Genomic DNA, 21,309 nt, shown 5'->3' with positions numbered 1-21,309 from the left:
GGAATCAGCGTCCGCCGCGCCGGCCTGGGCCGGAACTGCCCGGCTTGCCGCCGCGGCGTGCGGAGCCCGAGCTGCCGGAGGAGCCGCGGGTACCGCTGGAGGAGCCGCGCCCTGCGCCGGAAGCTCCGCGTCCTGCGCCGGCAGCACCGCGGCGATTGCCGCGGCCGGTGCCGGAATCGCCGCTGCCCTCCGGATTGAAGCCATGGCCAGGGAATGCCGGCCGTCCGGATGCTCCGGCAGACCTTCCTTGAGCCGGACCGCGTCCGCGGGCCGATGGGCGGGCGGATGAAGCGGACTCGTCGGTCCAGCTGCGAGCCGGCTTGGCTCCTGACGTGGAGGCGGCGCCGGCGCCAGGCCGGCCTGCCGGCTTGGCTGCGAAGCGGCCTGCGCGCTCGGATGGAGCGGCTTCCGTGCGCGAACCGGAGCGACCGCCTCCAGCGCTGGAACGGCCTGCGGAGCGTCCCCCGCCGCTATCGCGGGAGCCTGGGCGGCTGGAGCCGCGTCCGCCTGCTGGAGCCTTGCGTCCGCCGGAGCTGCGTCCGCCCGTGCGAGGGGAGCGTGGCTCGGCATCAAAGCGCTCGGTGCCGGCTTCGAGCCCGATGCCGTACTCCGAACCTTGGATGCGCTTGATGGAAGCGCGGATTTTTTGCTCCACCGCCTCCAGGCTCGCACGGTCGCGGGCAGTCGCGAGCGTGATCGCTTTGCCGGATTCTCCGGCACGGCCTGTCCGACCGATCCGATGGATATAGGTGTCGCCGTCGGCAGGGGCGTCATAGTTAAACACGTGGGTGACGCCTTCGACGTCGAGACCGCGCGCCGCTACGTCCGTCGCGACGAGCACCTGCAGCCTTGCGGAGCGGAACCGCTTCATGACGGCTTCGCGCTTGGCCTGCGTCAGATCGCCGTGCAGCTCGTCGGCGGGAACGCCGGCTTCCTGCAGCGCTTCGGTAAGCTTCTTGGCGCGCAGCTTCGTGCGGCAGAAGACGACCGCAAGATAAGGATTCTCCGTCTCGAGCAAGCGGAGCAGGAGCGGCTGCTTGTTGCGGTCCGTCGTGATGACGACACGCTGCTCGATGGCGTCGAGCGTCACGGCCGCGCTCTTGATGCGGATATCCTGGGGCACGTCCATGTAGCGGGCAGCCAGCTGCTTGACGGCATCCGGCATGGTGGCCGAGAACAGCATCGTCTGGCGCTTGATGGAGCATTGGTCGATAATGGCCTCCACTTCGGACAGGAAGCCCATGTGGAGCATCTGGTCGGCCTCGTCGAGCACGAGCATGCGGATGGAGCTCAGCGTGACCGTCTCCCGGCGCAAATGGTCGAGCAGCCTGCCCGGAGTCGCCACGACGACATGCGGGGCGGCATTCTTGAGCTTCCGAATCTGGGATTCGACGTCTTGCCCGCCGTATGCGGCCAGTACCGTAATGCCGAGCACAGGGGCCAGCTTGGCCAGCTCGCCCGTGATCTGTATGGCAAGCTCTCGCGTCGGCGTGAGAATCAAAGCCTGCGTATATGTTTTGCCCGGATTGATCTGCTGAAGGGCAGGCAGAGCAAATGCAAGCGTTTTGCCTGTGCCGGTCTGAGCTTGTACGATAACGTCCTTTCCTTGGAGAAGGACGGGAATTGCGGTCTCCTGCACCGGAGTCGGCTCCGAGATGCCTTCCTGCGCCAGGCGTCCGGCAAGCTCGGTCCTGATGCCGAGGGCGGTGAATGATGATGACATGAATGGGGTTCCTCATTTCCTGATTGTGCGCCGGCGCCTGCCGGCTTCGCTGTATCCTTACCAGTATACCAGCAAGCGCGTGCGGATGCACACGGCATCGGGTGAATTTCCGGGGCATTCCACGCCGTTTTTTTGCCCGCCGGCTCCGGGTATGATAGTCTGTGACGGACAAAGGCATATTATGAGCCTGCAAAGGAAAGGATGATGGAGGATGAACGGAAGCAACCGTGCGTCTATCCGGCCGGGCATGACCGTAGATATCGTGCTCAAGCAAGACCAGAGAAGCGGCAAGCTGACCCGGGGCATCGTGAAGGATCTGCTGACCAAATCGCCTGCGCATCCGCATGGGATCAAGGTGCGGCTGGCCGACGGCCAAGTCGGACGGGTCAAGACGATCATTGACGGCCAGCCGGCGGCCGAAGGGAACTGAAGGTGGCCTTCGGGATCCGGAGGGAAGAGCTGCAGAGCTGGAAGACGGCCGTTGCGCGGGGAGAACTCGCTTTCTTGACCCATTATTGGATCGACGAACGGTTCCCCGGCGTGAAAACCGTGACAAAAGCCGGCTGCAGCGACATCGTCAAGCTGGAGTCATGGTGCCGCAAGCATGGGCTTGACCCTCGGTATATTCACCGCAGGGAGCGCTATCCTCATATGGATTTGTTTGGTCCTGTACAAATCCGGGTATTGCAGGCGGAAGGCTTGCAAAATCATTTGACACGTTTTGGCATCGACACTTGAAAAAGCCCGATTCATCAGTTACACTAAAAAAGTGCGTTACTTAAGTAACTAAAATAAACCCACTTTATTGGAGGTTAAACCACATGTCTTCCGAACAATTTTTCGCAGCGGTAAAAGGTCGTCGTTCTCTTTATGCCATCAGCAAGGAAAAAGTGGTCTCCGAAGAAAAAGTGCAATCCATTATTGAAGAAGCCGTCAACCATACGCCATCGGCTTTCAATTCCCAAAGCTCCCGTGTACTGGTGCTGTTCAACGAGCAATCCGACAAGCTGTGGGATCTGACGCTGGAGACGCTTCGCGTCGTGACCGGCGGCGGCGAAGGCTTTGATCAGACCGAGCAGCGCATGGCGGGCTTCAAAGCCGGCTACGGCACGGTCTTGTTCTTCGAGGACGAGAATGTCGTGCGGGGCCTTCAAGATCAGTTCCCGACCTACCAGGACAACTTCCCGAAATGGTCCAGCCAATCGTCCGGCATGCTGCAATTCGTCGTATGGACGGCACTCGAGGCGGAAGGTCTCGGCGCTTCTCTGCAGCATTACAATCCGCTCATCGACGAGCAGGTCAAGCAGACTTGGGAGCTGCCCGAGAGCTGGAAGCTGATCGCTCAAATGCCGTTCGGCAAGCCTACGGCTCCTGCCGGGGAAAAACAGTTCGCTCCAATCGAGACTCGCGTCAAAGTCGTCAAATAAACAAAGCTGAGCTAAGGCTGGTCCGGGCTGCCCGGACCAGCCTTTTTTGCTGTCCTGGAGAGGGGCTCGTTCCGGCAACGTCTGCTGCGGAATTCGCCGGCAGGCATGCAGGAATTTCCCGGATAGGATATACTGTATTGCATAGGCGGTCATCGGAACCGCAGGTGCAAGAAAGACAGCAGGATCCTCCAGCGAAAGGAACACGGAAACGCCATGTCGATTTGGCTTTGGACGGCTGCGGCCGCGGCCGCTTTGCTGCTTCTGCTGGCGGCGGCCAGCATGTATTTCTATCGCGTCGCCATCGCGCGCACGCCCAAGACTTATCTGGAAGGCAACCCCGATCTCCCTCCGAAGGAAGCGTCCGTCTCCCAACTGGACCCATCCGAGAGGGAAGAGCAGGTATGGCTCCGAGGCCGGCACCCGGAGCGGGTCCATCTGGTTTCCGACGACGGCCTGGACCTGCAAGCCTATTGGCTTCCGAGCAAGGCTGAAAGCGGCCGTACCGCCATCCTGGCACACGGCTATTCGGGAGAGGCGGCGCAGATGGCTGTGTTCGCCCGTTACTACGCTGAAGTTCTGGGGTGGAACGTGCTCATGCCTGACGCGCGAGGGCACGGCAGGAGCGGAGGCGGATATATCGGCTTCGGCTGGCATGAACGCAAGGATTATGTCCGCTGGATCGACTGGGCGGCCGGGAGGATCGGCTCCGGCGCGGAAATCGTCCTGCATGGGGTATCGATGGGCGGCGCCACGGTATGCATGACGAGCGGCGAGGAATTGCCTCCCCAGGTGAAGGCGATCGTGGCCGATTGCCCCTACACATCCGCGAAGGACGAGCTCGTCTATCAGCTCAAGCGGATGTACAAGCTGCCGGCGTTTCCGTTTTTGCCCCTGACGAGCCTGGTGACTAAGCTCCGGGCCGGCTATTTCTTCGGCGAGGCTTCCGCTCTTGAACAGGTCAAGAAGGCGAAGGTGCCGATGCTGTTCATCCACGGCGAGGCGGATACGTTCGTGCCGACGTGGATGGGGATGAAGCTGTACGAGGCTTGCCCGCAGCCGAAGCAGCTGCTGCTCGTGCCGGATGCGGAGCATGGGGTTGCCCGCCAAAAATCCCCGGAGCATTACGATGCCGCCGTGACGGCTTTCCTGGATCGGTGGCTGCCCGGAACGGCGGCGGGGGAAAGGCCGGCGGAGGCGCAGGCTGCAACGACTTGATCGGCCGTCTGAGGCCGGGTCCAAGGGCCTCGCAGGCATGCCATGGGGGAGCGGCTTCAGCGGATGGCTGTGCTGTCCGGACCGCAGGCTCGCCAGACAGATGCTGCATACGACAAAGAGTCCTGGGCCAAAAGCTGGCGCCAGGACTCATTTTATTCCAAAGGCAGCGAGGCGGATTTGTTTGAGGCTGCCCGCTCTACTGGCGATGTTCAACGCATCCTATCCGGCCTCTTTTCGGGCTGCCGTCAGCCATGAGTCAAGAGGGAAAGAACTTGGGCAGGTAGCTGCGGTTCGCTTCCAGCATTTCAGCCAGCAGCTCCTTCGCGACAGCGACGGACGGAACGAGAGGATGATGAGCCATCGCCTGCAGCGCCAGGCTGCGGTCGCCGGTTACGGCTGCTTCGATCGCGAGCGCTTCGTACGTTTTGACGGCATGGATGAGCCCTTTGGCCTGCGCGGGGACGGCCGTCAGCTGGAGCGGAACGGGACCTTGGGAGGTAACGAGGCAGTTGACCTCGATGCAAGCGTCGTCCGGGAGGAAATCCAGGATGCCGTTGTTCGCCACATTCAGCGTCTGCACGTCGCCGGTGCTGTTGTAGAGCGAGCGCATGAGGTTGACGGCAGCTTCGGAATAATAGGCGCCGCCCCGCTGCTCCAACTGCTTCGGCTTCTCGCTCAGGTCGGGATCCTTGTACAGGTCGAACAGCTCGGCCTCTACGCGCTTCACTACCTCGGCACGGTTGCCGTTTTTGCGCAGGGATTCCTGCTGCTCGGCAAGCATGGCATCCGTCATGTAGTAGTATTTGAGATAGTAGGAAGGCAGCGAACGAAGTCCTTGGATAAAGGCGGGGTCCCATTCCCCGGCTGCAACGTTGGCGGCGGAGAAGGAATCGTCGCCGCGCAGCAGCTCCGGCAGGCGGTCGACGCCGTCGACCTCGGCGCGGCTGACCCAGTGAAGATGATTGAGGCCGACGAACTCGGCGTAGACCCGGTCCGTCGTCGTGCCGTATTTGCCGGAAAGCCACTTGAGCAGGCCGATCGGAGCGTTGCACAATCCGACGCTGCGGACCGAGGAATGCTTGTGGATGGCCTCGGTCACCATGCCGGCCGGGTTGGTGAAGTTGAGCAGCCACGCCTGCGGCGCCAGCTCTTCGATATCCCGGCAAATATCCAGCAGCACCGGAATCGTGCGCAGCGCCTTCATCATGCCTCCGGGGCCGGTCGTCTCTTGACCGATGACTCCGTATTTGAGCGGAATCGCCTCATCCTGGCCGCGCGCCTCCAGCATGCCTACCCGCATCTGCGTGCTTACGAAGTCGGCACCGGCGATGGCGAGCCGGCGGTCCGTCGTCAGATGGACTTCGATCGGAAGGCCTGACTTCTCCACCATGCGCTTGGCCAGCTCTCCAACGATGTTCAGCTTCCACAAGCCGGCTTCGATATCGACGAGCCACAGTTCTCTTACCGGCAAGGAATCGTAATAACGGATAAATCCTTCGACTAGCTCTGGCGTATAGGAAGAGCCTCCGCCGATGACGGCAACTTTTAATCCTTTGCTCATGCACGATCACTCATTTCCGTTGGATTGGGCGGCTGTCATGCCGCTTGAAGCTGGCAGGGAAGCGCCGGAAATCAGAGCTGCCCGCCTGAAGGCCGGATGTCCTCGAAATTCTGGTACCGGCCCATGGCGGCATACATCTCGCCGGTAATCTCCCGGCCGCAGGCGTCGAGCGCGCTCCATAACGCACCGATGACCGGCTCGATCTCCAGCTTCACGAGCGAAGCCAGAGGAGCGGCATCCTTCAGCATCGCCTGGATAGGGCCGCTGATCCAGCCGGCGTCGCCGCGTGTAAGCAGGCTGCCTGCGAGCACGACGTCGAACGGGATTCCGCCTAGGCCCAGCTTGGAGACGACCGCTTGGACGGACAAGGCCAGCTCCTTGCCCTGTTCGCGCAGGATGCCCAGAGCGACGTCATCCCCGCTCCCGGCGGCCTGGAACAGCAGGCGCACGGCATCCAGCGGCACGCTGCGGTTATGGTCGAGATAATCATGGAACATCTCGTCGACCGTGCCGTAACCGAGCAGTCCGAGCAGCATCGGCGTCAGCTGCGTGGCGGCGCCTCGGCCGTCCCAGGAGCGGACGACCGCACGGAACACTTCGACGCATAAGCCGCCTCCGCCGCCCCAATCCCCGTACATGTAGCTGAAGCCGCCGCATTGGTACGTCCGGCCGTCAGGAGCGACGCCGGCGCAGTTCACTCCGGTGCCGCATATGACGGAAACCCCGTAGGGACGGCGGGTGCCTGCGCGCAGGCCGATGATCGTATCGCAGACGATCGTATACCTTTCCGTGAAGCCGAGGCTGTTCACAAGCCGATGCAGAATGCGGAAGTCCGCCTCCCGATCGGCTCCCGCCAGCCCGAAGCAGGCATGATCGACGTCTGCGGCTGAAATTCCCGCCTCGTCGAGAGCTTGCTGGAGGGAGATGGAGAGGTTGGAGCGGGCTTCCTCATAGCCGTTCTGATGATTGCCTCCGCCTGCGCTTCCTTTGCCTGCAATCCGGCCTGTATGGTCGCACACAAGCGCATACGTTTTGCTGCCTCCGGCATCGATTCCTACATAATAGCTCATGGAGTGTCTCCTTTTTCCTGATTGTCCACCATAGGGCTTGAACTTCGTCCGGTCGATTCCCGAATGACAAGCTCCGGTTGGATAACGACGCCTTCCGGCGCTGCGCCATCCTCCATTCGGGCCATAAGGGCGTGCACGGCCGCCTGGGCGATGGGAAGGACCGGCTGCCGGACCGTCGTCAGCAGGGGATGGAGCAGGGAGGCCAGGTTCTGATCGTCGAAGCCGACGACGGAAAGGTCTCGCGGCACCGAAAGCCCCGCTTCCTGCAGGGCGTTGATGATTCCGGCTGCGATGTAATCGTCCCCCGCGAATACAGCCTCCGGAAGCCGGTTCTCTTCGAGCCAGCGTCTTGCGCTGCGGTAGCCGTTCTCGATGGAGTAGTCGCCCGCCTCGATCAGGAACGGCTCCAGTCCGGCCTCCTGAAGAGCTCTCAGAAACCCGCTCTTGCGTTCCCGAGTGCTGTCGTAATGAGCAGGCCCGCTCAGATGAGCGATCTTCCGCAGCCCCAGTTCCGTCAAATGCCTGCAGGCCATATAGCCTCCGGTCTCATGGTCGACCTTGACGGTGGACGGGGCGGACTTGGCGTCCTGACTGTCGATGACGATGTATGGAATGCCGCTCTGCTCCAATTCGCGGACGATTTCGTCTTCGTCGGAAGGCGACAGGACGATGACCCCGTCCACCCGGTTCTCGCGGATGAGATAGCTGCTGCCCGGCTCGCCGGATTCCGGCGCGATCGACAGCGCCAGAAAATAGCCTTGAGCCGACAGCTCGTCATGAACGCTCTTTACGATGGCGTCGAATACGGAATCCTGGAGCGTTGAAAGGGTGAGTCCGATGACGCCCGTGCTTCCGCGCGCCAGCGTCCGGGCTGCGGCGCTTGGACGGTAGTCCAGCTCTTTCATCGCGCTGAGCACTTTCAGCCTGTTGTTCTCGCGGACGTTGCCGCTCCCGTTGAGCACTCGGGATACCGTCACGACCGACAAGCCGGAGCGCTTGGCGACATCGAATATGCTTGGTTTCATGAGCCGTGCCCCCTCAGTAGGTTTCCTTGGTGCGGCAAATTCGAAAGTTATAACGCTTAAACTTTTGACGAAAAAAAATTTTGCGGTTTGCAAAGCCGAAACGGGGTTGAACCAAAGTTAAAGCCCTTAAACTTTATTTGTTCCCATTGTATCGGCTATGAGGCTTAATGGCAATCTTTTTGTGGTCATATCGGAACAAAACGCAACAAAAGGAGGATGCGGATGGGTTTATATTTGATGATCGCAGGCATTCTGATCGCCGTATTCGGAAGCGCGTTCAGCTTCAGCATTGCCGGCGACTATATCTATATCAGCTTTTTGGCATGCCTGATAGGGGGATTGCTGCTCACTGGAATCGGAAGGATCATCGATATCATGGAAACCCGCGGCAGGCCTCCCGGTCGAGGGGAAGCCTGAACGGCACTTACGCTGCGAGAGGATCGTTGATGGCGCCGAGGAACAGCCACATCCCCGAGGTCGTGTCTTCGACGGCATAAAAGAACGGGCGGTCTGCTCGGAACGAGAAAGGATCGGAGGGAGCGCTCGAGCCGGCCATTCCGAGCGCAGTAACGGCTGCCGCTTCGGTTCCTTTTTCATTGACCTCGAGGACAGCCTGATGCTGGATGAGATTGATAAAAAGGCCGGAAGAAAGGGCGGAAGGCTCAAACATGCCGGTGAAATCCGATGTTCCGCTCGAGAAGGCGTCCTGCACGCCGAAAGTTTTCATGACCGGAATCAGATCGGCCTTATAAGATGCCTTGAACCTCGGAAGCGCGACGGATCCCGGGGAGAGAGCCAGCTCGTCCTTCCAAACCCCGTACCGCTCTAGATCGGCGACAATATCCGGAACGCCGAGCCCACTCTGCGGCACGACGACGAGCAGGTCGAGCTTGTCCTGAAGATACGGAATCCGGACCGCTTCCAGGCGTTCCGTCTTCACATGCGCATAAGAACCGGATCTCTGCATCATCGGGACCTTTTGAACATTCCCGTCCATCGTGTGGAACGGCTCCGGCTTTGTCCGGACAGGGTCGAATTCATCCTTCCAGGCCCCTTTGAAATAAACGGCGTTCATCATGATGGCGCGATCATCCGGATTCAGCGTTTGGGAGGGATCAAAGACGGATTCGATCATCCCCTCGGTATGCTTGGAGACCCATTCGTTCAAAGCCTTGACCGTTTTGGGCGAAGGCATGTCGACGGCCTGCAGGTCGGCCTCATAGCTGTTCTTGAGCGCGGCTTCATAAGGCTCAAGGAGATGCAGGCCTTTCTGATACCAGAAGGAATTCGACGCCTTGAGCTTGATGCCCTCCGCCGGAAGGCGGAGATAGGAACGAAGCTTTTTTGAGCCGGCCGCGATCTCGTCCGGATGAGAGCCGTTCCAGCCAAGCGCTTTCGCCATTTCCGCCTTGGTCCCGCCGCCGCCTCCGCTCCAAGCCATTCCGAGAGCCTCCGAGACGCTGTATGGAGAGAGGACGATGTTCTTGTCCCTGTCCGTCTTGGCCAGCTCGCGGAACAGCGACAGCCCGAAGGCATCGGCTGCCTGCACATAAGGCTCATTCAGCTTGAGAGCCGCCTCTGACCGCGCCTGCTCCTGATTCTGGATGCGGCTGGACTGCTTGCGGAACTCTTTCTCCGCTTTCGCTTCCTTGTCTTGGGCAGACATTCCGCAGCCGGCCATGAGCATGGACGTGCCGAGGAGGACAACCGCGGACATCCGGGCCTTTCGTCTGATTGGCATTATGCCGCTCCTCTCCGGGTACGATTTTATCCTTAAGACGGCAAGCGGAAGCTTGAAGTTGCAGACTTTTCCATCCCTTGGCGGATGTGGTAAAGTGGGAGGCATACAGGGCTGGCAGCAAGAAGCCGTTCAATAGCTGGTTTTTAAGCTGAGTAGGGAGGTGTTTGCCCTGATCATTCGGGAAATGGAAGAAGAGTTCGTCCTGATCCGCCAGCATGACCATGCCGCATTGTCGGCGGCGCTGGCAAGAGCGGCGTGCGACAGCTTTTTGCCGATCGGAAGGTTTTCCGCGGAGCGGCTGTATGCGATCGAGCAGCATGACCGCGGCTGGATCGAGCTGGACGAGACCCCGATCTGGAATGACGCCGCCGGCAGGCCGTTCGCATTCGAGGATTATCCTCTCCTGCCCAAGATGGCCTACTACCGGAGAGGCATACAAGAGGCGGAGGCTGTATGTCCTTATGCGGGGCTATTGATCAGCTTGTTCTACACCGCATTTTTCGAAGGGTTCGAAGGCGCGCAGGTCGATGGCTTCCGCAAGCATGAGGAGGTAAGGCAAAGGCGGATCCGCATGAATATGCGTGCGAGTGCGGAAGAGGCCGCGCTGGATATGGCGCGGCTGCAGCTGTTTGACAGCCTGTCGCTGTACGCTTGCCTCAATGATCCCGGCACGCCGAAGGATCAGGAGCATCCGTGGTACCGGGCAGGGTTCGGCGCTTCCCGCAAGCTGTTTCCGGACAGGGACATTTTGTCCGCTGGCTGGGAAGGGCCCGGCGCGGTGCGGTTCTCGGCTCCCGTGCTGAAGCGGGAGCTGACGACCTCGCTTCCGGTGAAGAGAATTCCGAGAAGATTCGCACGCGAGATCGGAATCGACGCGGCTTACAGCGGCACATCTTGGACCGTCGAAGAGATTACCTGGCTGCCGCCGGAGTGATTCGGACTCGGGGACAGCCGCCTGATGCGGCTGCGTCCGCAAGCTCAAAAGCCGCCTGGGTACAGGCGGCTGCTTGCAAATGCCAATGGACGGAACGAGCGGGCTCCGCTGAAGGAGAGGCAGGCTTCAAGCTTGTCGTAGTCGGCTCCCAAAGCAAGGAGAGCCTTCCGGCCGAGCCTCCCTTCGTACTCAAGGAGAGCCTTCCGGCCGAGCCTCCCTTCGTACTCAAGGAGAGCCTTCCGGCTGAGATCTCTTCTCGTAATGCTCCGCGATCTGCAGGATGATGATTTTGGCCATCATGTAGACGGGAATGGAAATCATGACGCCGACGATGCCGCTGACCGCCCCGGCGATCAGCACGACGACGATCGTGGTGAGCGGGTGGATGTCCATCGTCCGCCCGTAGACGAACGGGGAGATCAGGTTGCCTTCCAGCTGCTGGGCGATCAGGATGATGACGAGAACCCATACGGCGGACGAGAAGGAATCGGTGAAGGCGATCAGAATGCATGGCACCGCGCCGATAATGGAGCCGATATAGGGAATCATGTTCATGGAGCCGACAAAAATCGCCAGCAGCAGCGAATACGGCAGGTCTACGATCAAAAAGCCGATGTAGCAGAAAGCGCCGAGCGCAAGGCAGCAGACGACCCGCCCGATGACGAACTCGCTGAGCATCTTGTCGATGGAGTTGAAGATTTCGATGGCATCGCTGCGGTATTTGGCCGGAGAGAACCGGACGAACGACGTATAGCCTTTCCGGTCTTCCTTCAGCATATAGTAGAGGAGGACCGGCACCGTGCCGACGACGAGGAACACCGTAGTCACGATCGACACGGCACCCTGGAGATAAGTGGAAGCGTAGTTGATGAACTGCTCCAGATAGGTCGACACCTTGGTCGTCAGATCAAGCTCCTTCAGGCTGAAGCCCGCGATGCTCTGCTGCTGCAGGTAGTCGATCTGGTCCTGAACGGCGGAAGCCAAGGCGGGCAGGTTGTTCAAGAATTCCTGTGTCTGGGACTGCAGAGGCGGCCATACGAGCACAATCAGCAGAGCGAAGACGGAGAAGATCAGGATGAACAGCAGCAGCACGGCCAGCCACTTGGGCAGGTTCCACTTGTGGAGCTGGGTGACGAGCGGCCTGAACAGGTAATAGAAGAAGAAGGACACGACAAACGGCAGCAGGAGCATGTTGAATGCAAGCAGCACCGGACGATAGACGAAGTCCAGCTTGGACATCAGGTACAAGATGAGCAGCACGAGAATGATGCTGATGCAGATTTGATAAAAACGTCCGATTTTCACCCGGCAGACCCCCATTAACGGTTGAAGCTTTTACCACAGTTGTACCCTGACGGCGCATGCTCTAATCCATGCAAAAAAAGGCGGTGCGGAAGAAACCTTCCTGCCGCTGCGCCGTATGTAGATTCAACGGCAGAAAAAACTCGGTTCAGAGCTTCTTACTAGCTAACTATGCTGATGCCGATTCCATTCAGAACCGACCCAAGGAGGAAAACAAACCATGTCCCTGTTCAAACGACTTCGCGACCTGACGCTCTCCAATGTGTACTCCCTGATTGAAAAAGCCGAGGATCCGGTGAAAATGACCGATCAATACATCCGTGACATGGCCGACGATCTGGAGGATGCCGAGAAGGCGGTCGCCGCCCAGATCGCGCTTGAAAAAAGATTCAAAAAGCAGTATGAAGAGCAGGAAGCGCTCGTGCAGAAGCGCAACGAGCAGGCCCATCTCGCCGCCCAGAACGGCAATGTCGATCTGGCCCGCCGCGCTCTGGAAGAGAAGAAATCCGCGGAAGCTAAGCGCGACGAATTCAAGACCGCTTACGACAGCAACAAGGCTTCCGCCGACAACCTGCGCGAGAAGCTCGGCCAGATGCAGAAGCAGCTGGCCGACCTCAAGAGCAAGCGCGAGACGCTCGTAGCCCGCGCCAATGCGGCCAAAGCCCAAGTGGACATCAACCGTACGATGAACGGCTTCGGCAACGATACGGCAATGGCCGGACTGAAGCGGATGGAGGAGAAGGTGCTCCAGATGGAGTCGCAAGCCGAGGCGAGCAACGTGCTGAACGACAAGGGCAAGTCGCTCGACGAGGAATTCGAGGCTCTGGGCAAGGACAAGGCCGTTGAGGATGAGCTGGCCGCCCTGTTGAAGCAATACGAAAAATAAGCTGTAAGGGGAGGCCGTGCCGCATGGCGCGGCCGCCCCTTATCTAATGAACGGGGGAACTTCTGATGACGCTTGAATCCGCTGTCCGGCTTTTGACCGGAACTTTCGCCTGGACGGCTGCCGGAGCTCTGCTTCTGGCCTTGCTGATGGCCGTCGATTCGCTGACGACCCGCTATAAGGATCTTGCGGAGATGCGCAAGGGGAATGTAGCGGTGACGACTCGGTTTATCATGAAATTATTTGCACAAGGATACATACTCGCCCAAGCGGTGCGCACCTCTTACAGCTTGGGCGAGGCGTTGATCGTGTCGGTCGTATCCTTTGTCATCCTGCTGATCATCGAGCTAGTCGTTCGCCGGCTGCTGGACCGCTTTGGAGGCTTCCATCTCGACGAGGGGACGAAGGACGGCAAAATCGCCCATGCGCTGCTGGCTGGTTCGCTGCATCTCACCGGGGCGCTGATTGTCGCTTCTACGCTGTAACGCACAAGGACGGAACTTATAGACAGGGGGAACGGGAGATGAGCCTGTTCAAACGAATCTCGGGCATCCTCCGGAAGCCGGAGCCGCCCAAGCCTGAAAAGAGCGTGCTCACGCTGGGACCCGGCGATATATGCGAGGTGTCTCTGGTCACCTATGAGGTCATCGGCAAGACGCAGAACGTCAGGCGCAAGGAAACGTTCCTGTCCCTCCAGGACGGGACGGAGCTGCGCTATCTTCATATCGAAGACCGTCAGAGCACCGAGTATACGTTGTATGCTCCGGTGGACGGAAGAATGGATTCCATGGAAGAAATCCCTTCCACAATGGAATTGGACGGAAGAGACTATTACCTGGAAGAGAACTATTCGTCGCCGGTCCAGGTGACGGGCCGCTCGCCGCATCAGGCGGCGGGGGAGCTACATGTATGGCAGTACCAATCCGACGACCGCAGGCTGCTCCGCATCGAATGGCAGGAAGGGAGAATTCTTCTCTATGAAGGGGAATCGATCCTTACGGCCGACGTGAAGGTGCTGCGGGGAAGCTAGGAGGGCTAGCAGATGGGCAAAAAGTGGTTGAACGCCCTTAAGTGGGTCCTGGCCGCGACGCTGGTCGTATCGCTGCTCAGCGGCTGCGGAGCTCCCAGAGTAAGCGATCAGTACCCGCTCGTGTCGGTAAGCAAGGAAGGCGGCCAGACATCCTATGTGTACCGGGCTGCCGGCGAGACCGTTCCGGAAGTCGCGGCGAGGCTGGCGGAGCAGAAGAAGCCTCAGCAGATGTCGGATTCGGACGATGAGCGGATGTTCCTCGTCTATTCCGACCAGTGGTACCATCTGCAGAGGGATCCGGCCGAGCCCCGGGATACGCTGATCGAGATCGACAATAAGGAATTCATACAGCGGAACTACAACCCTTCCTTCCTGGAAGGCTACTTGACAGCTGTGCTGGTCGGACAGCTGTTCGACACAATCGGGAGCTACGGCAAATACCGCGGGTATACAGGCCGCGATGTCTACAAGCCGGCGACCGGCTCGTACCGGACGCCTACCGTGTCGGACAAAAAGATGGCGCCCCCTCTGACCGTGCCCGGAAAAGGCTTCATCACCAAGCGAGGCGGCAAGGTCACGGATCGTCCGAGCGACAGCGGAGGCCTCTTCGACCGCAATCCGACGACCTCGAGCGGAAGCAAAGGCACGATCAAGCGGGGCAGCGGATCCTCCTCGGACAGCAGCGGATCGTGGCTGTCTCCGCGCAAGAGCGTGCCGAAGACGAAGTTCGGCAGCTCCGGCAAAATAAGGCGCCGACGATAACCGGCGGATAGATATGCCGAATCCGCCATCGGCATAGATTAGATCAGGCGCGCTTCATCAAGGAGGAAGCCCTTATGGACAGAATCGCCATCATCTCGGATATCCACGGCAATATGCCGGCGCTGGAGGCTGTGCTCGGCGACATCGCCAGACGGGGAATCGGCCGGATCGTCTGCTTGGGCGATCTGATCGGCAAGGGGCCGGGCTCGGCTGAAGCCGTCGACAGGATCCGCAGCAGCTGCGAAGCCGTCATCAAGGGGAACTGGGACGACTTCATCAGCAAGAAATCCGAGCTCGAATTCATCCGGTGGCATCAAACCCGTCTCGGGGAGGAACGGCTCCGCTATTTGGCCGATCTTCCCTTTTCCGCGGAATATGTGCGGAGCGGCAGACTCATTCGACTGCTCCATGCCTCTCCGGAAAGCGTGTATAAGCGCGTGCAGCCTTGGGATTCCGAAGAGACGAGGCTGGCGATGTTCGAGCCTCCGCTTGGAGAGGCGGAGAGGGCCGATGTGCTTGGATACGGCGATATCCACCAAGCCTATGCCCAGCATCTGGACGGCCGGCTGCTGTTCAATTGCGGCAGCGTAGGCAACCCGCTGGATATGACCCAAGCTTCTTATGCGGTTCTGGAGGGATCGCGGCAGGAGGACGACATGGCTCCGTTCTCCTTGCAGCTGATCCGGGTGCCGTATGATATCGAGGAGGCGGTTCGGCTGGCCGTCGAGGCCGGCATGCCCGATACCGAGGCTTATACGCTGGAGCTGAGAACCGGCCGTTATCGCGGCAAAACGATTTGACAGTGGAGGCGATGCCGATGATACGCGCGATCCTGTTTGACCTGGACAACACGCTGCTCGACCGCCAGGCCGCTTTCCTCCGCTTTGCCACCAGGCTGGCGGAGGATTACGCCGATGCCGAAGGCGAGGAACGCCGGAGCTGGATCGACTCTGTCGTCGAATGGGATGAAGACGGATACAAGGACAAACCGCAATTGTTCCGGGAAATACTGCAGCGCCTTCCGTGCAGGCCGGCGGCGGGATGGGAAGAGCTGTACCGATACTACCAGACGCACTATGTGGCTTCCGCCGTTCCGATGGAGGGAATGAAAGAGCTGTTGTCCGCGCTTCGTCCCTATTATAGGCTCGGCATCGTCACGAACGGCAGGGACGACATCCAGAACGGCAAGATCGACAAGCTGGGCATTCGGGGCTGGTTCGGCTCCATCGTCGTCTCGGAGTCGGCCGGTATCAAGAAGCCGTCTCCTCTCATATTCGCCCAGGCTCTGGCTGAGCTCGACGTCAATCCCGAGCAGGGTCTCTTCGTCGGGGATCATCCCGTCAACGACGTCGAAGGCGCTCTTCTCAGCGGGATGCGGGCCGTATGGCTCAAGCGGAGCCAGCCCTGGAACGAATCCATCGCGGTCATGCCCGATGCCGTCATCTCCAGCCTGGCCGAGCTTCCCGACGCGATCCGGCATGCATGGGGCCAGACGGCATCATCCATCAAGCGGCTTTCCTGATGTTCAGGGAGCCGCTTTTTTGCCGCGTCCCGAACGGACCGGCGTATTGACGACCGTCACCTTGTTCTTGCCCGTCGTCTTGGAGCGGTACATGGCTTCATCGGCTTCCCGGATGACTTCCTCCACGGTGCTGCCGCTGCGGGAATAGCTGACGCCGATGCTCATCGTCACGATGGATTCTTCTTCGACCCGGCGCCGGAGCAGCTCCGCGATCTCGGCGGCCTTGTCCCCGGAGCCGACAGCGAGCAGCAGCTCCTCGCCTCCATAACGGCCGGCTATGCCCCCGCTCTGGCTGATCTCCCGCATGATCTCGGCGACCTGCTTGAGCACCCCGTCCGCCCGATGATGCCCATGAGTGTCGTTCAGCTTCTTGAAGTTGTCGATGTCGCCGAAGATGACGGCGATTCCCTTGCCGCGGACCATCATCTGGCCGGCCTTCTGATGAAAGTGCTTGCGGTTGTACAATCCCGTCAGCCCGTCGGTAATGGATGAGCGGTAAGTCGTCAGCAGCCTGTCGACTACCCATTCGAACAGCAGCAGGAAAAGCAGGATGAAGTAAATGACGGGCAGCATTCTCGAGAGCAGCAGCAGCATCGGCACGCTGCCTTGGAAGACGTAGCGGTCGGTGACGCGGGCCAGGTCTCCGGCAAAGTAAATCATGAGGCCGACGGAATACTTCGTGCGCAGCTCGACCCCTCTCGTATCCAGCAAAATCAGGAAATTGACGAGAATCCCATAGAAATCCAGGCCTACGAACGGGATCGGTGCGCCGGCGGAAGTCTCCAGCAGACGCGGGTTGAATGCGATCTCGAGTCCCGCAATGAAAGCGGCGGCGAGCGCCATCAGGAAAAAGGGCGCACCCTTGAGGCGGACGGCGGGATGGCTGTATAATTTCATGAACACAAAGTTTATAATGATGAAAGCAAAGATGCCCAGCAGTCTGGTCCCGAGCTGAAGAAGCGGCGGAGAGGTCCCGCCGTCGGCTCCGGCAGCCTGAAGCAGCTGCAGCATCATCAGGAGCGGCAGCACGACGATCAGCAGCCGGTAGACGGGATGCCGCCGGTAGCTGCGGTACAGGCGCACGGACATGAACATCATCATGGCCAGCACGGTGAGGGAGCAGGCTGAAGCGAACAGTCCGATGGAAGGATCGGACATCCAATTGGTCATAGCGATTACACTCCGTCTTTTTCAACGATTCTTCTTCTTGCGACTTCTGATCTCGATCTTCATGATCTTGCTGCCTGGAATCTACCGAGAGTCCATTTCATGCTACAATGGCGGTATCGGCTTGACGGGAGGAAGATATTAGAGGGAACGTCCGTTCTAGTATAACATGATCATGTCTGTTCGGAGGAGATGCGGACGATGGAAATTTTACAGGCCTTGTTTTTTCCGCCGGAACAGCCCGGCGGCGTTTCTTCCATGGTTCCGTACATGCAGGAGAGGTTCAACAAAGTCGGCTGGCCGACGGAGCTGTTCTCTCTGCCCAAAAGAATCCGGGGCAAAGGAAAAGAGGACTTTCCGTTCCTCCATCTGGAGGCGGGGGAGTTCGAGGACAATCCGATTACGGCCAAATATTTGCAGACGCTCCGGGATTACTTGTGGTGGACAAAGCTGCGCATCAAGCGCTCCTATGATCTGATCCATGCTCATCATCCCGTAGCGGCGCTAGTCATGAAGCAGGTCTTTCCGGATACGCCGCTGGTCGTCACGATTCATTCCAGCTACGAGAGGGAGCTGATCCTGAACGGCAAAATCCAGGAGGGCGGTCCCGAACACCGGTTCCTGACATCCATTTACAAGGAAATCGAGGATACCGCCGACCGGATCCTGACGGTATCGGATTCATTCCGCGCCTATCTGGCGCCCTATGTGGAGCGCCCCGAAGAGATCGGAATCATCGCCAACGGATTCGACGAGCGCAGATTCAAGCCGATCAGCCATGAAAATGCGGTTCCCCAGCTCATTACGGTATGCCGGCTCGTCCCGGCCAAGGGCATCGACATCCTGCTTCATGCCTGCGCGGAGTTGAAGGCGAAAGGGCATCCGTTCGTGCTCCACATCATCGGCGACGGCCCGATCCGAGAGGAGCTTGAGGCGCTGGCCCTAAGCCTGGACTTATACGACGACATCATCTTTTACGGCTATATGCTTCATCCCGAGGAGTTCATGCCTTTCTTCGACGTTTTTGTCCTTCCGTCCAGAGCGGAGGCGTTCGGCAGCGTGTTCGCCGAAGCGGCCTTATGCTGGCTTGCGCTTGTCGGGACGGATGTCGGCGGCATCGGCGAGCAGATCGATGACGGCGTGAACGGACTGCTCGTTCCCCCGGACGATCCGGCCGCGCTCGCGGCTGCACTGGAGAGGCTCGTGACGGATTCGACGTTCCGCTATCAGCTGGCGCGAGCGGCGTGGGACAAGGCGAAAAAAGCCTACTCCCTCACGAGAGTGATTTCCCAGTTGAAGCAGGTTTATCTCGAGACGGCGCCGGAAGCGGGCGGGAAAGGCTAGTTCCCCCCGCTCCCGGTTTTTTTGCGTATCATCAGCAGCAGCCATCCAAGGCTTACGAAGCCGAACAAGGGGTAGAGCGTCGAGACGAGCGGGCCGAAGCCGATCTGGCTGAGCAGGTAGCAGAAAATAAGGATGAGGATGATGATCATGTTCCGGGGAATGGGAAGGCGGTCCTGCAGCTGGAGAGCAAGGCCGTACACGTCCGCGATCAGCGTCGTGAAAATCTCGGAGAAGATCAGGAAAATGTAGATGAGCTGCACGCCGCTGCCGAGCTGCCGGGCAATGCCGCCCATCGGAATCGCGTATTGCTGGACGCCCGGCATATGGGAGCTGAGGGCGATATGGCCGGCCAGCAGCATGAAGCCGATGCCGAAGCCTCCGAACCAGGAGCCGAGCTTGATCGCCTTGCGGTCGGCGATCTCGGCTCCGAGCGGCACGAGCACGGCCTGGGCCATGGCGAGATTGAAAGCTGTATACAGGAATGGGGAAGCCCATATCCGAAGCGGCGATGCGTCGGTCTGCAGCGTGATCCAGCGTTCTGCGCCGGGAGAATGGAACGTATCGAACAGGACGAAAACGGTGAACAGCAGCATGACGGGCACGACGATGCTGTTGACGGTAAGGATCGCCTTCATGCCTCTGCGCAGCATCGCATAACAGGCGACGAGAGTGACGACGAGCCCGGTCTGGTACGAGATGTTCCAGTTCTCATAAAAGATCGTTCCCGCTCCGGCGAGCATGATGGCGTTGACGCCGAGCAGCACGACAAGCATGAAATGGCTGACCAGTTGACCGATCGAGCGGCCGAACAGAGCTTTGTTGAGATCCTCGTAGGATTTGGCGCCGATCTCCCCGGCCAGAATCATCATTTTGGCTCCGAGCCAGATGAAAAAAACCGTCGCGACAGCAATCGTGAAGGAAGCCCAGTAGCCGTACCGGGTGAAAAACTGCAGGATTTCCTGTCCGGTCGCGAAGCCGGCTCCGACGATGGTGCCCATATACGTAAACCCGATCTGCAGCACTCGCCCTGTGCGTCCCGGCATTTTCGTCGCCTCCGCTTCTAAATCAATCCTTACCATTCTATGACAGCGAGGGGACAGGCATGACAAGTCTTTGGCAGGCGGCGGGCCGGTCCCGGGTTGCGCGATCGCTCCAGCTATGATAATTTAACGGAAAGAATGACGCCGGAAGGGACTAATGCGCCATGGAACAATTGAAGCAACGCATCTTGCAGGAAGCCTCGGTCATGTCGAGCGACGTGGTCAAGCTCGATGCGATTCTGAATCATCAGGTCGATCCGATCCTCACGATGGAGATGGGGCGGGAATTCGCGCGCATCTTCGCCGAAGAGCGGGTGACCAAAGTCATTACGGTGGAATCGTCCGGCATTCCTGTCGCATTCGCCACCGCCCTCGAGCTCGGGGTGCCGCTGCTGTTCGCCCGCCGCAAGAAGACGCTGATCGCCGATCCGGATCATTATTCGGAACGGGTGCCGTCGTTCACGAAGGGAATCGTGACGGATCTGATGGTATCGAAGTCCATGCTCTCCGCGGACGACCGGCTGCTGTTCATCGACGACATCATCGCGAACGGCGATGCCGCGCGCGGCCTGGTCCGCATCATCGAGCGCTCCGGCGCTTCGCTGGCCGGTCTCGGCGTCGTCGTGGAGAAAGCCTTCCAAGCCGGCGCAAGCACGCTGAGGGAGAGCGGAATCCGCGTCGAATCGCTGGTCAAGATCGCCTCGCTCGAGAACGGGAACATCGTGTTCGCGGATTGAGCACAACCGTATGGGGAAATCAACTCTTTCCCCGGATAGCCGTATCCCCTATAATAGGAACAAGATTCTTCAAGGGAGGCATAAGGATATGGAAAACGCGAGTCCCGAGTTTTTTGAATCCAAGCTGTCCGATGCCAAAGTCCATTTCGAGCGCGCGCTCGATTGCAAACATACGGAGTTTGACGATCTCTATCCTTACATGATCGAGCATCCGCAGTTTTTCTGGTACAAGCGCTATGTCGCCTGGTCGGAGCTGCTGACGGTCGTGAAGCTCAGCGAGGAGCTGGGGATGGAGTGGAAGGGCCAGTTCACGGAACGCCAGGCCGACTATATCGCCAAGCGCGTCATGTCTTCCAGAGTTCTGGACGAATGGTTCGAGACCAACGACACCAAGGAGCATGTCGGCAACGCCGAATGAAATCTTTCGGCAACGCGGAAGGAGCCTGTCGGCAACGCCGAATGAAATCTTTCGGCAACGCCGAATGAATGCATAGAGAATCCCGGGAGACATGCCGCCAGCCAGTCTTCCCGGGGCTTTTTTGTGTCTTGAGGATAGGAGAGGCAAGCTGAAAATGTTTCAACCGAGAGAATGGAGGGTAATTTTATGAACATCGCAAGCGAAGACCTGCTGAACCAATATCGGATCTCAGGCGAGAAGGTCAGGGTGATCCGGGATGAGATGGAGCAGAACGATGTGCTCGGAATCGTGGTAGCGTGGGATGACGACTCGGTCATGATCCGAAGGCCCAACAAGCGTGTCGTCAAGCTGAGCCGGAGCTACCGGTACGAGCCTGCAGCGGCTCCGCGTTCCTGATCGTCCTCAACA

The 21,309-nt window shown here is 59.4% G+C and carries 24 protein-coding genes; 16 read left to right on the top strand and 8 right to left on the bottom strand.

Features of this window, described 5'->3' with window-relative positions:
- Positions 1-4: 4 nt before the first annotated feature.
- Entirely contained in the window at positions 5-1,723 is a 1,719-nt protein-coding gene (locus PHU01S_RS11160) for a DEAD/DEAH box helicase (RefSeq protein WP_127507647.1), read from the bottom strand.
- A gap of 211 nt (positions 1,724-1,934) precedes the next feature.
- On the opposite strand from PHU01S_RS11160, the gene PHU01S_RS11155 reads away from it, so the two are divergent.
- From PHU01S_RS11155 to PHU01S_RS11140, 4 genes are all read left to right on the top strand, one after another.
- Complete coding sequence (locus tag PHU01S_RS11155) at positions 1,935-2,153, top strand: YwbE family protein (protein ID WP_021877845.1); 219 nt, start codon at positions 1,935-1,937, stop codon at positions 2,151-2,153.
- A gap of 74 nt (positions 2,154-2,227) precedes the next feature.
- Complete coding sequence (locus tag PHU01S_RS11150) at positions 2,228-2,461, top strand: hypothetical protein (protein ID WP_373864536.1); 234 nt, start codon at positions 2,228-2,230, stop codon at positions 2,459-2,461.
- An 83-nt stretch (positions 2,462-2,544) separates the two neighbouring features.
- Positions 2,545-3,150: a nitroreductase family protein gene (locus tag PHU01S_RS11145; protein ID WP_127507643.1), complete on the top strand. Its 606-nt coding sequence runs from the start codon at positions 2,545-2,547 to the stop codon at positions 3,148-3,150.
- A 213-nt stretch (positions 3,151-3,363) separates the two neighbouring features.
- Positions 3,364-4,365 carry an alpha/beta hydrolase gene (locus tag PHU01S_RS11140; protein WP_048744576.1) on the top strand — a complete coding sequence of 334 codons (1,002 nt, stop codon included), beginning with the start codon at positions 3,364-3,366 and terminating at the stop codon, positions 4,363-4,365.
- A gap of 256 nt (positions 4,366-4,621) precedes the next feature.
- Here the strand turns inward: PHU01S_RS11140 and PHU01S_RS11130 are convergent, their stop codons facing one another.
- The 3 genes from PHU01S_RS11130 to PHU01S_RS11120 all read right to left on the bottom strand — a co-directional run bounded on the left by PHU01S_RS11130 (position 4,622) and on the right by PHU01S_RS11120 (position 8,021).
- Positions 4,622-5,926: a 6-phospho-beta-glucosidase gene (locus PHU01S_RS11130; protein WP_049867088.1), complete on the bottom strand. Its 1,305-nt coding sequence runs from the start codon at positions 5,924-5,926 to the stop codon at positions 4,622-4,624.
- Between the two features lie 71 nt (positions 5,927-5,997).
- Entirely contained in the window at positions 5,998-6,996 is a 999-nt protein-coding gene (locus PHU01S_RS11125) for an N-acetylglucosamine kinase (RefSeq protein ID WP_049867089.1), read from the bottom strand.
- The gene (locus tag PHU01S_RS11120) at positions 6,993-8,021 is read right to left on the bottom strand and encodes a LacI family DNA-binding transcriptional regulator (protein ID WP_048744573.1); all 1,029 of its coding nucleotides are present in this window, start codon (positions 8,019-8,021) and stop codon (positions 6,993-6,995) included. The genes PHU01S_RS11125 and PHU01S_RS11120 overlap by 4 nt, the downstream gene beginning before the upstream one ends.
- A 222-nt stretch (positions 8,022-8,243) precedes the next feature.
- Here PHU01S_RS11120 and PHU01S_RS11115 point away from each other — a divergent pair, with 222 nt between their 5' ends.
- The gene (locus PHU01S_RS11115; RefSeq protein WP_021877838.1) at positions 8,244-8,438 is read left to right on the top strand and encodes a hypothetical protein; all 195 of its coding nucleotides are present in this window, start codon (positions 8,244-8,246) and stop codon (positions 8,436-8,438) included.
- Between the two features lie 7 nt (positions 8,439-8,445).
- Here the strand turns inward: PHU01S_RS11115 and PHU01S_RS11110 are convergent, their stop codons facing one another.
- Positions 8,446-9,762, bottom strand: coding sequence for a serpin family protein (locus PHU01S_RS11110; RefSeq protein WP_164763054.1), 1,317 nt, complete (start codon positions 9,760-9,762; stop codon positions 8,446-8,448).
- Between the two features lie 160 nt (positions 9,763-9,922).
- Between PHU01S_RS11110 and PHU01S_RS11105 the strand changes: the two genes are divergently transcribed.
- Positions 9,923-10,696, top strand: coding sequence for a DUF3891 family protein (locus tag PHU01S_RS11105; protein ID WP_157053884.1), 774 nt, complete (start codon positions 9,923-9,925; stop codon positions 10,694-10,696).
- 225 nt (positions 10,697-10,921) lie between these two features.
- Here the strand turns inward: PHU01S_RS11105 and PHU01S_RS11100 are convergent, their stop codons facing one another.
- Positions 10,922-12,001, bottom strand: a complete 1,080-nt coding sequence (locus PHU01S_RS11100; protein ID WP_048744567.1) for an AI-2E family transporter — start codon at positions 11,999-12,001, stop codon at positions 10,922-10,924.
- 217 nt (positions 12,002-12,218) lie between these two features.
- On the opposite strand from PHU01S_RS11100, the gene PHU01S_RS11095 reads away from it, so the two are divergent.
- The 6 genes from PHU01S_RS11095 to PHU01S_RS11070 all read left to right on the top strand — a co-directional run bounded on the left by PHU01S_RS11095 (position 12,219) and on the right by PHU01S_RS11070 (position 16,195).
- Positions 12,219-12,884 (top strand): PspA/IM30 family protein, encoded by a 666-nt coding sequence (locus PHU01S_RS11095; RefSeq protein WP_048744565.1) that lies wholly within the window; start codon positions 12,219-12,221, stop codon positions 12,882-12,884.
- A 65-nt stretch (positions 12,885-12,949) separates the two neighbouring features.
- On the top strand, positions 12,950-13,366 hold the full coding sequence (locus PHU01S_RS11090; RefSeq protein WP_127507636.1) for a DUF350 domain-containing protein: 417 nt from the start codon (positions 12,950-12,952) through the stop codon (positions 13,364-13,366).
- 38 nt (positions 13,367-13,404) lie between these two features.
- On the top strand, positions 13,405-13,911 hold the full coding sequence (locus PHU01S_RS11085; RefSeq protein WP_048744561.1) for a DUF4178 domain-containing protein: 507 nt from the start codon (positions 13,405-13,407) through the stop codon (positions 13,909-13,911).
- 12 nt (positions 13,912-13,923) lie between these two features.
- Positions 13,924-14,673, top strand: coding sequence for a DUF4247 domain-containing protein (locus PHU01S_RS11080; protein ID WP_048744559.1), 750 nt, complete (start codon positions 13,924-13,926; stop codon positions 14,671-14,673).
- A 74-nt stretch (positions 14,674-14,747) separates the two neighbouring features.
- A complete protein-coding gene (locus PHU01S_RS11075) occupies positions 14,748-15,473 on the top strand; it encodes a metallophosphoesterase family protein (protein ID WP_127507634.1) in 726 nt (241 codons plus the stop codon).
- Positions 15,474-15,490: 17 nt separating this feature from the next.
- Positions 15,491-16,195, top strand: coding sequence for an HAD family hydrolase (locus PHU01S_RS11070; protein WP_048744555.1), 705 nt, complete (start codon positions 15,491-15,493; stop codon positions 16,193-16,195).
- Positions 16,196-16,198: 3 nt separating this feature from the next.
- Here the strand turns inward: PHU01S_RS11070 and PHU01S_RS11065 are convergent, their stop codons facing one another.
- A complete protein-coding gene (locus PHU01S_RS11065) occupies positions 16,199-17,365 on the bottom strand; it encodes a GGDEF domain-containing protein (protein WP_069202411.1) in 1,167 nt (388 codons plus the stop codon).
- A gap of 198 nt (positions 17,366-17,563) precedes the next feature.
- Between PHU01S_RS11065 and PHU01S_RS11060 the strand changes: the two genes are divergently transcribed.
- Entirely contained in the window at positions 17,564-18,706 is a 1,143-nt protein-coding gene (locus PHU01S_RS11060; protein ID WP_127507633.1) for a glycosyltransferase family 4 protein, read from the top strand.
- On the opposite strand, the gene PHU01S_RS11055 is transcribed toward PHU01S_RS11060, so the two are convergent.
- Positions 18,703-19,749: a YkvI family membrane protein gene (locus PHU01S_RS11055; RefSeq protein WP_048745552.1), complete on the bottom strand. Its 1,047-nt coding sequence runs from the start codon at positions 19,747-19,749 to the stop codon at positions 18,703-18,705. The two genes, PHU01S_RS11060 and PHU01S_RS11055, sit on opposite strands and share 4 nt — an antisense overlap.
- A gap of 161 nt (positions 19,750-19,910) precedes the next feature.
- Between PHU01S_RS11055 and PHU01S_RS11050 the strand changes: the two genes are divergently transcribed.
- From PHU01S_RS11050 to PHU01S_RS11040, 3 genes are all read left to right on the top strand, one after another.
- A complete protein-coding gene (locus tag PHU01S_RS11050) occupies positions 19,911-20,483 on the top strand; it encodes a xanthine phosphoribosyltransferase (RefSeq protein WP_021877826.1) in 573 nt (190 codons plus the stop codon).
- 88 nt (positions 20,484-20,571) lie between these two features.
- Positions 20,572-20,901 carry a hypothetical protein gene (locus PHU01S_RS11045; protein WP_048745550.1) on the top strand — a complete coding sequence of 110 codons (330 nt, stop codon included), beginning with the start codon at positions 20,572-20,574 and terminating at the stop codon, positions 20,899-20,901.
- Between the two features lie 192 nt (positions 20,902-21,093).
- Positions 21,094-21,297, top strand: a complete 204-nt coding sequence (locus PHU01S_RS11040; RefSeq protein WP_127507673.1) for a hypothetical protein — start codon at positions 21,094-21,096, stop codon at positions 21,295-21,297.
- Positions 21,298-21,309: the final 12 nt, after the last annotated feature.

The organism is Paenibacillus humicus NBRC 102415 (assembly GCF_004000905.1).
GTDB lineage: Bacteria > Bacillota > Bacilli > Paenibacillales > Paenibacillaceae > Paenibacillus_O > Paenibacillus_O humicus.
Note: the sequence above shows the minus strand (reverse complement) of the source record. Positions and strands in the feature narration are given on the sequence as shown.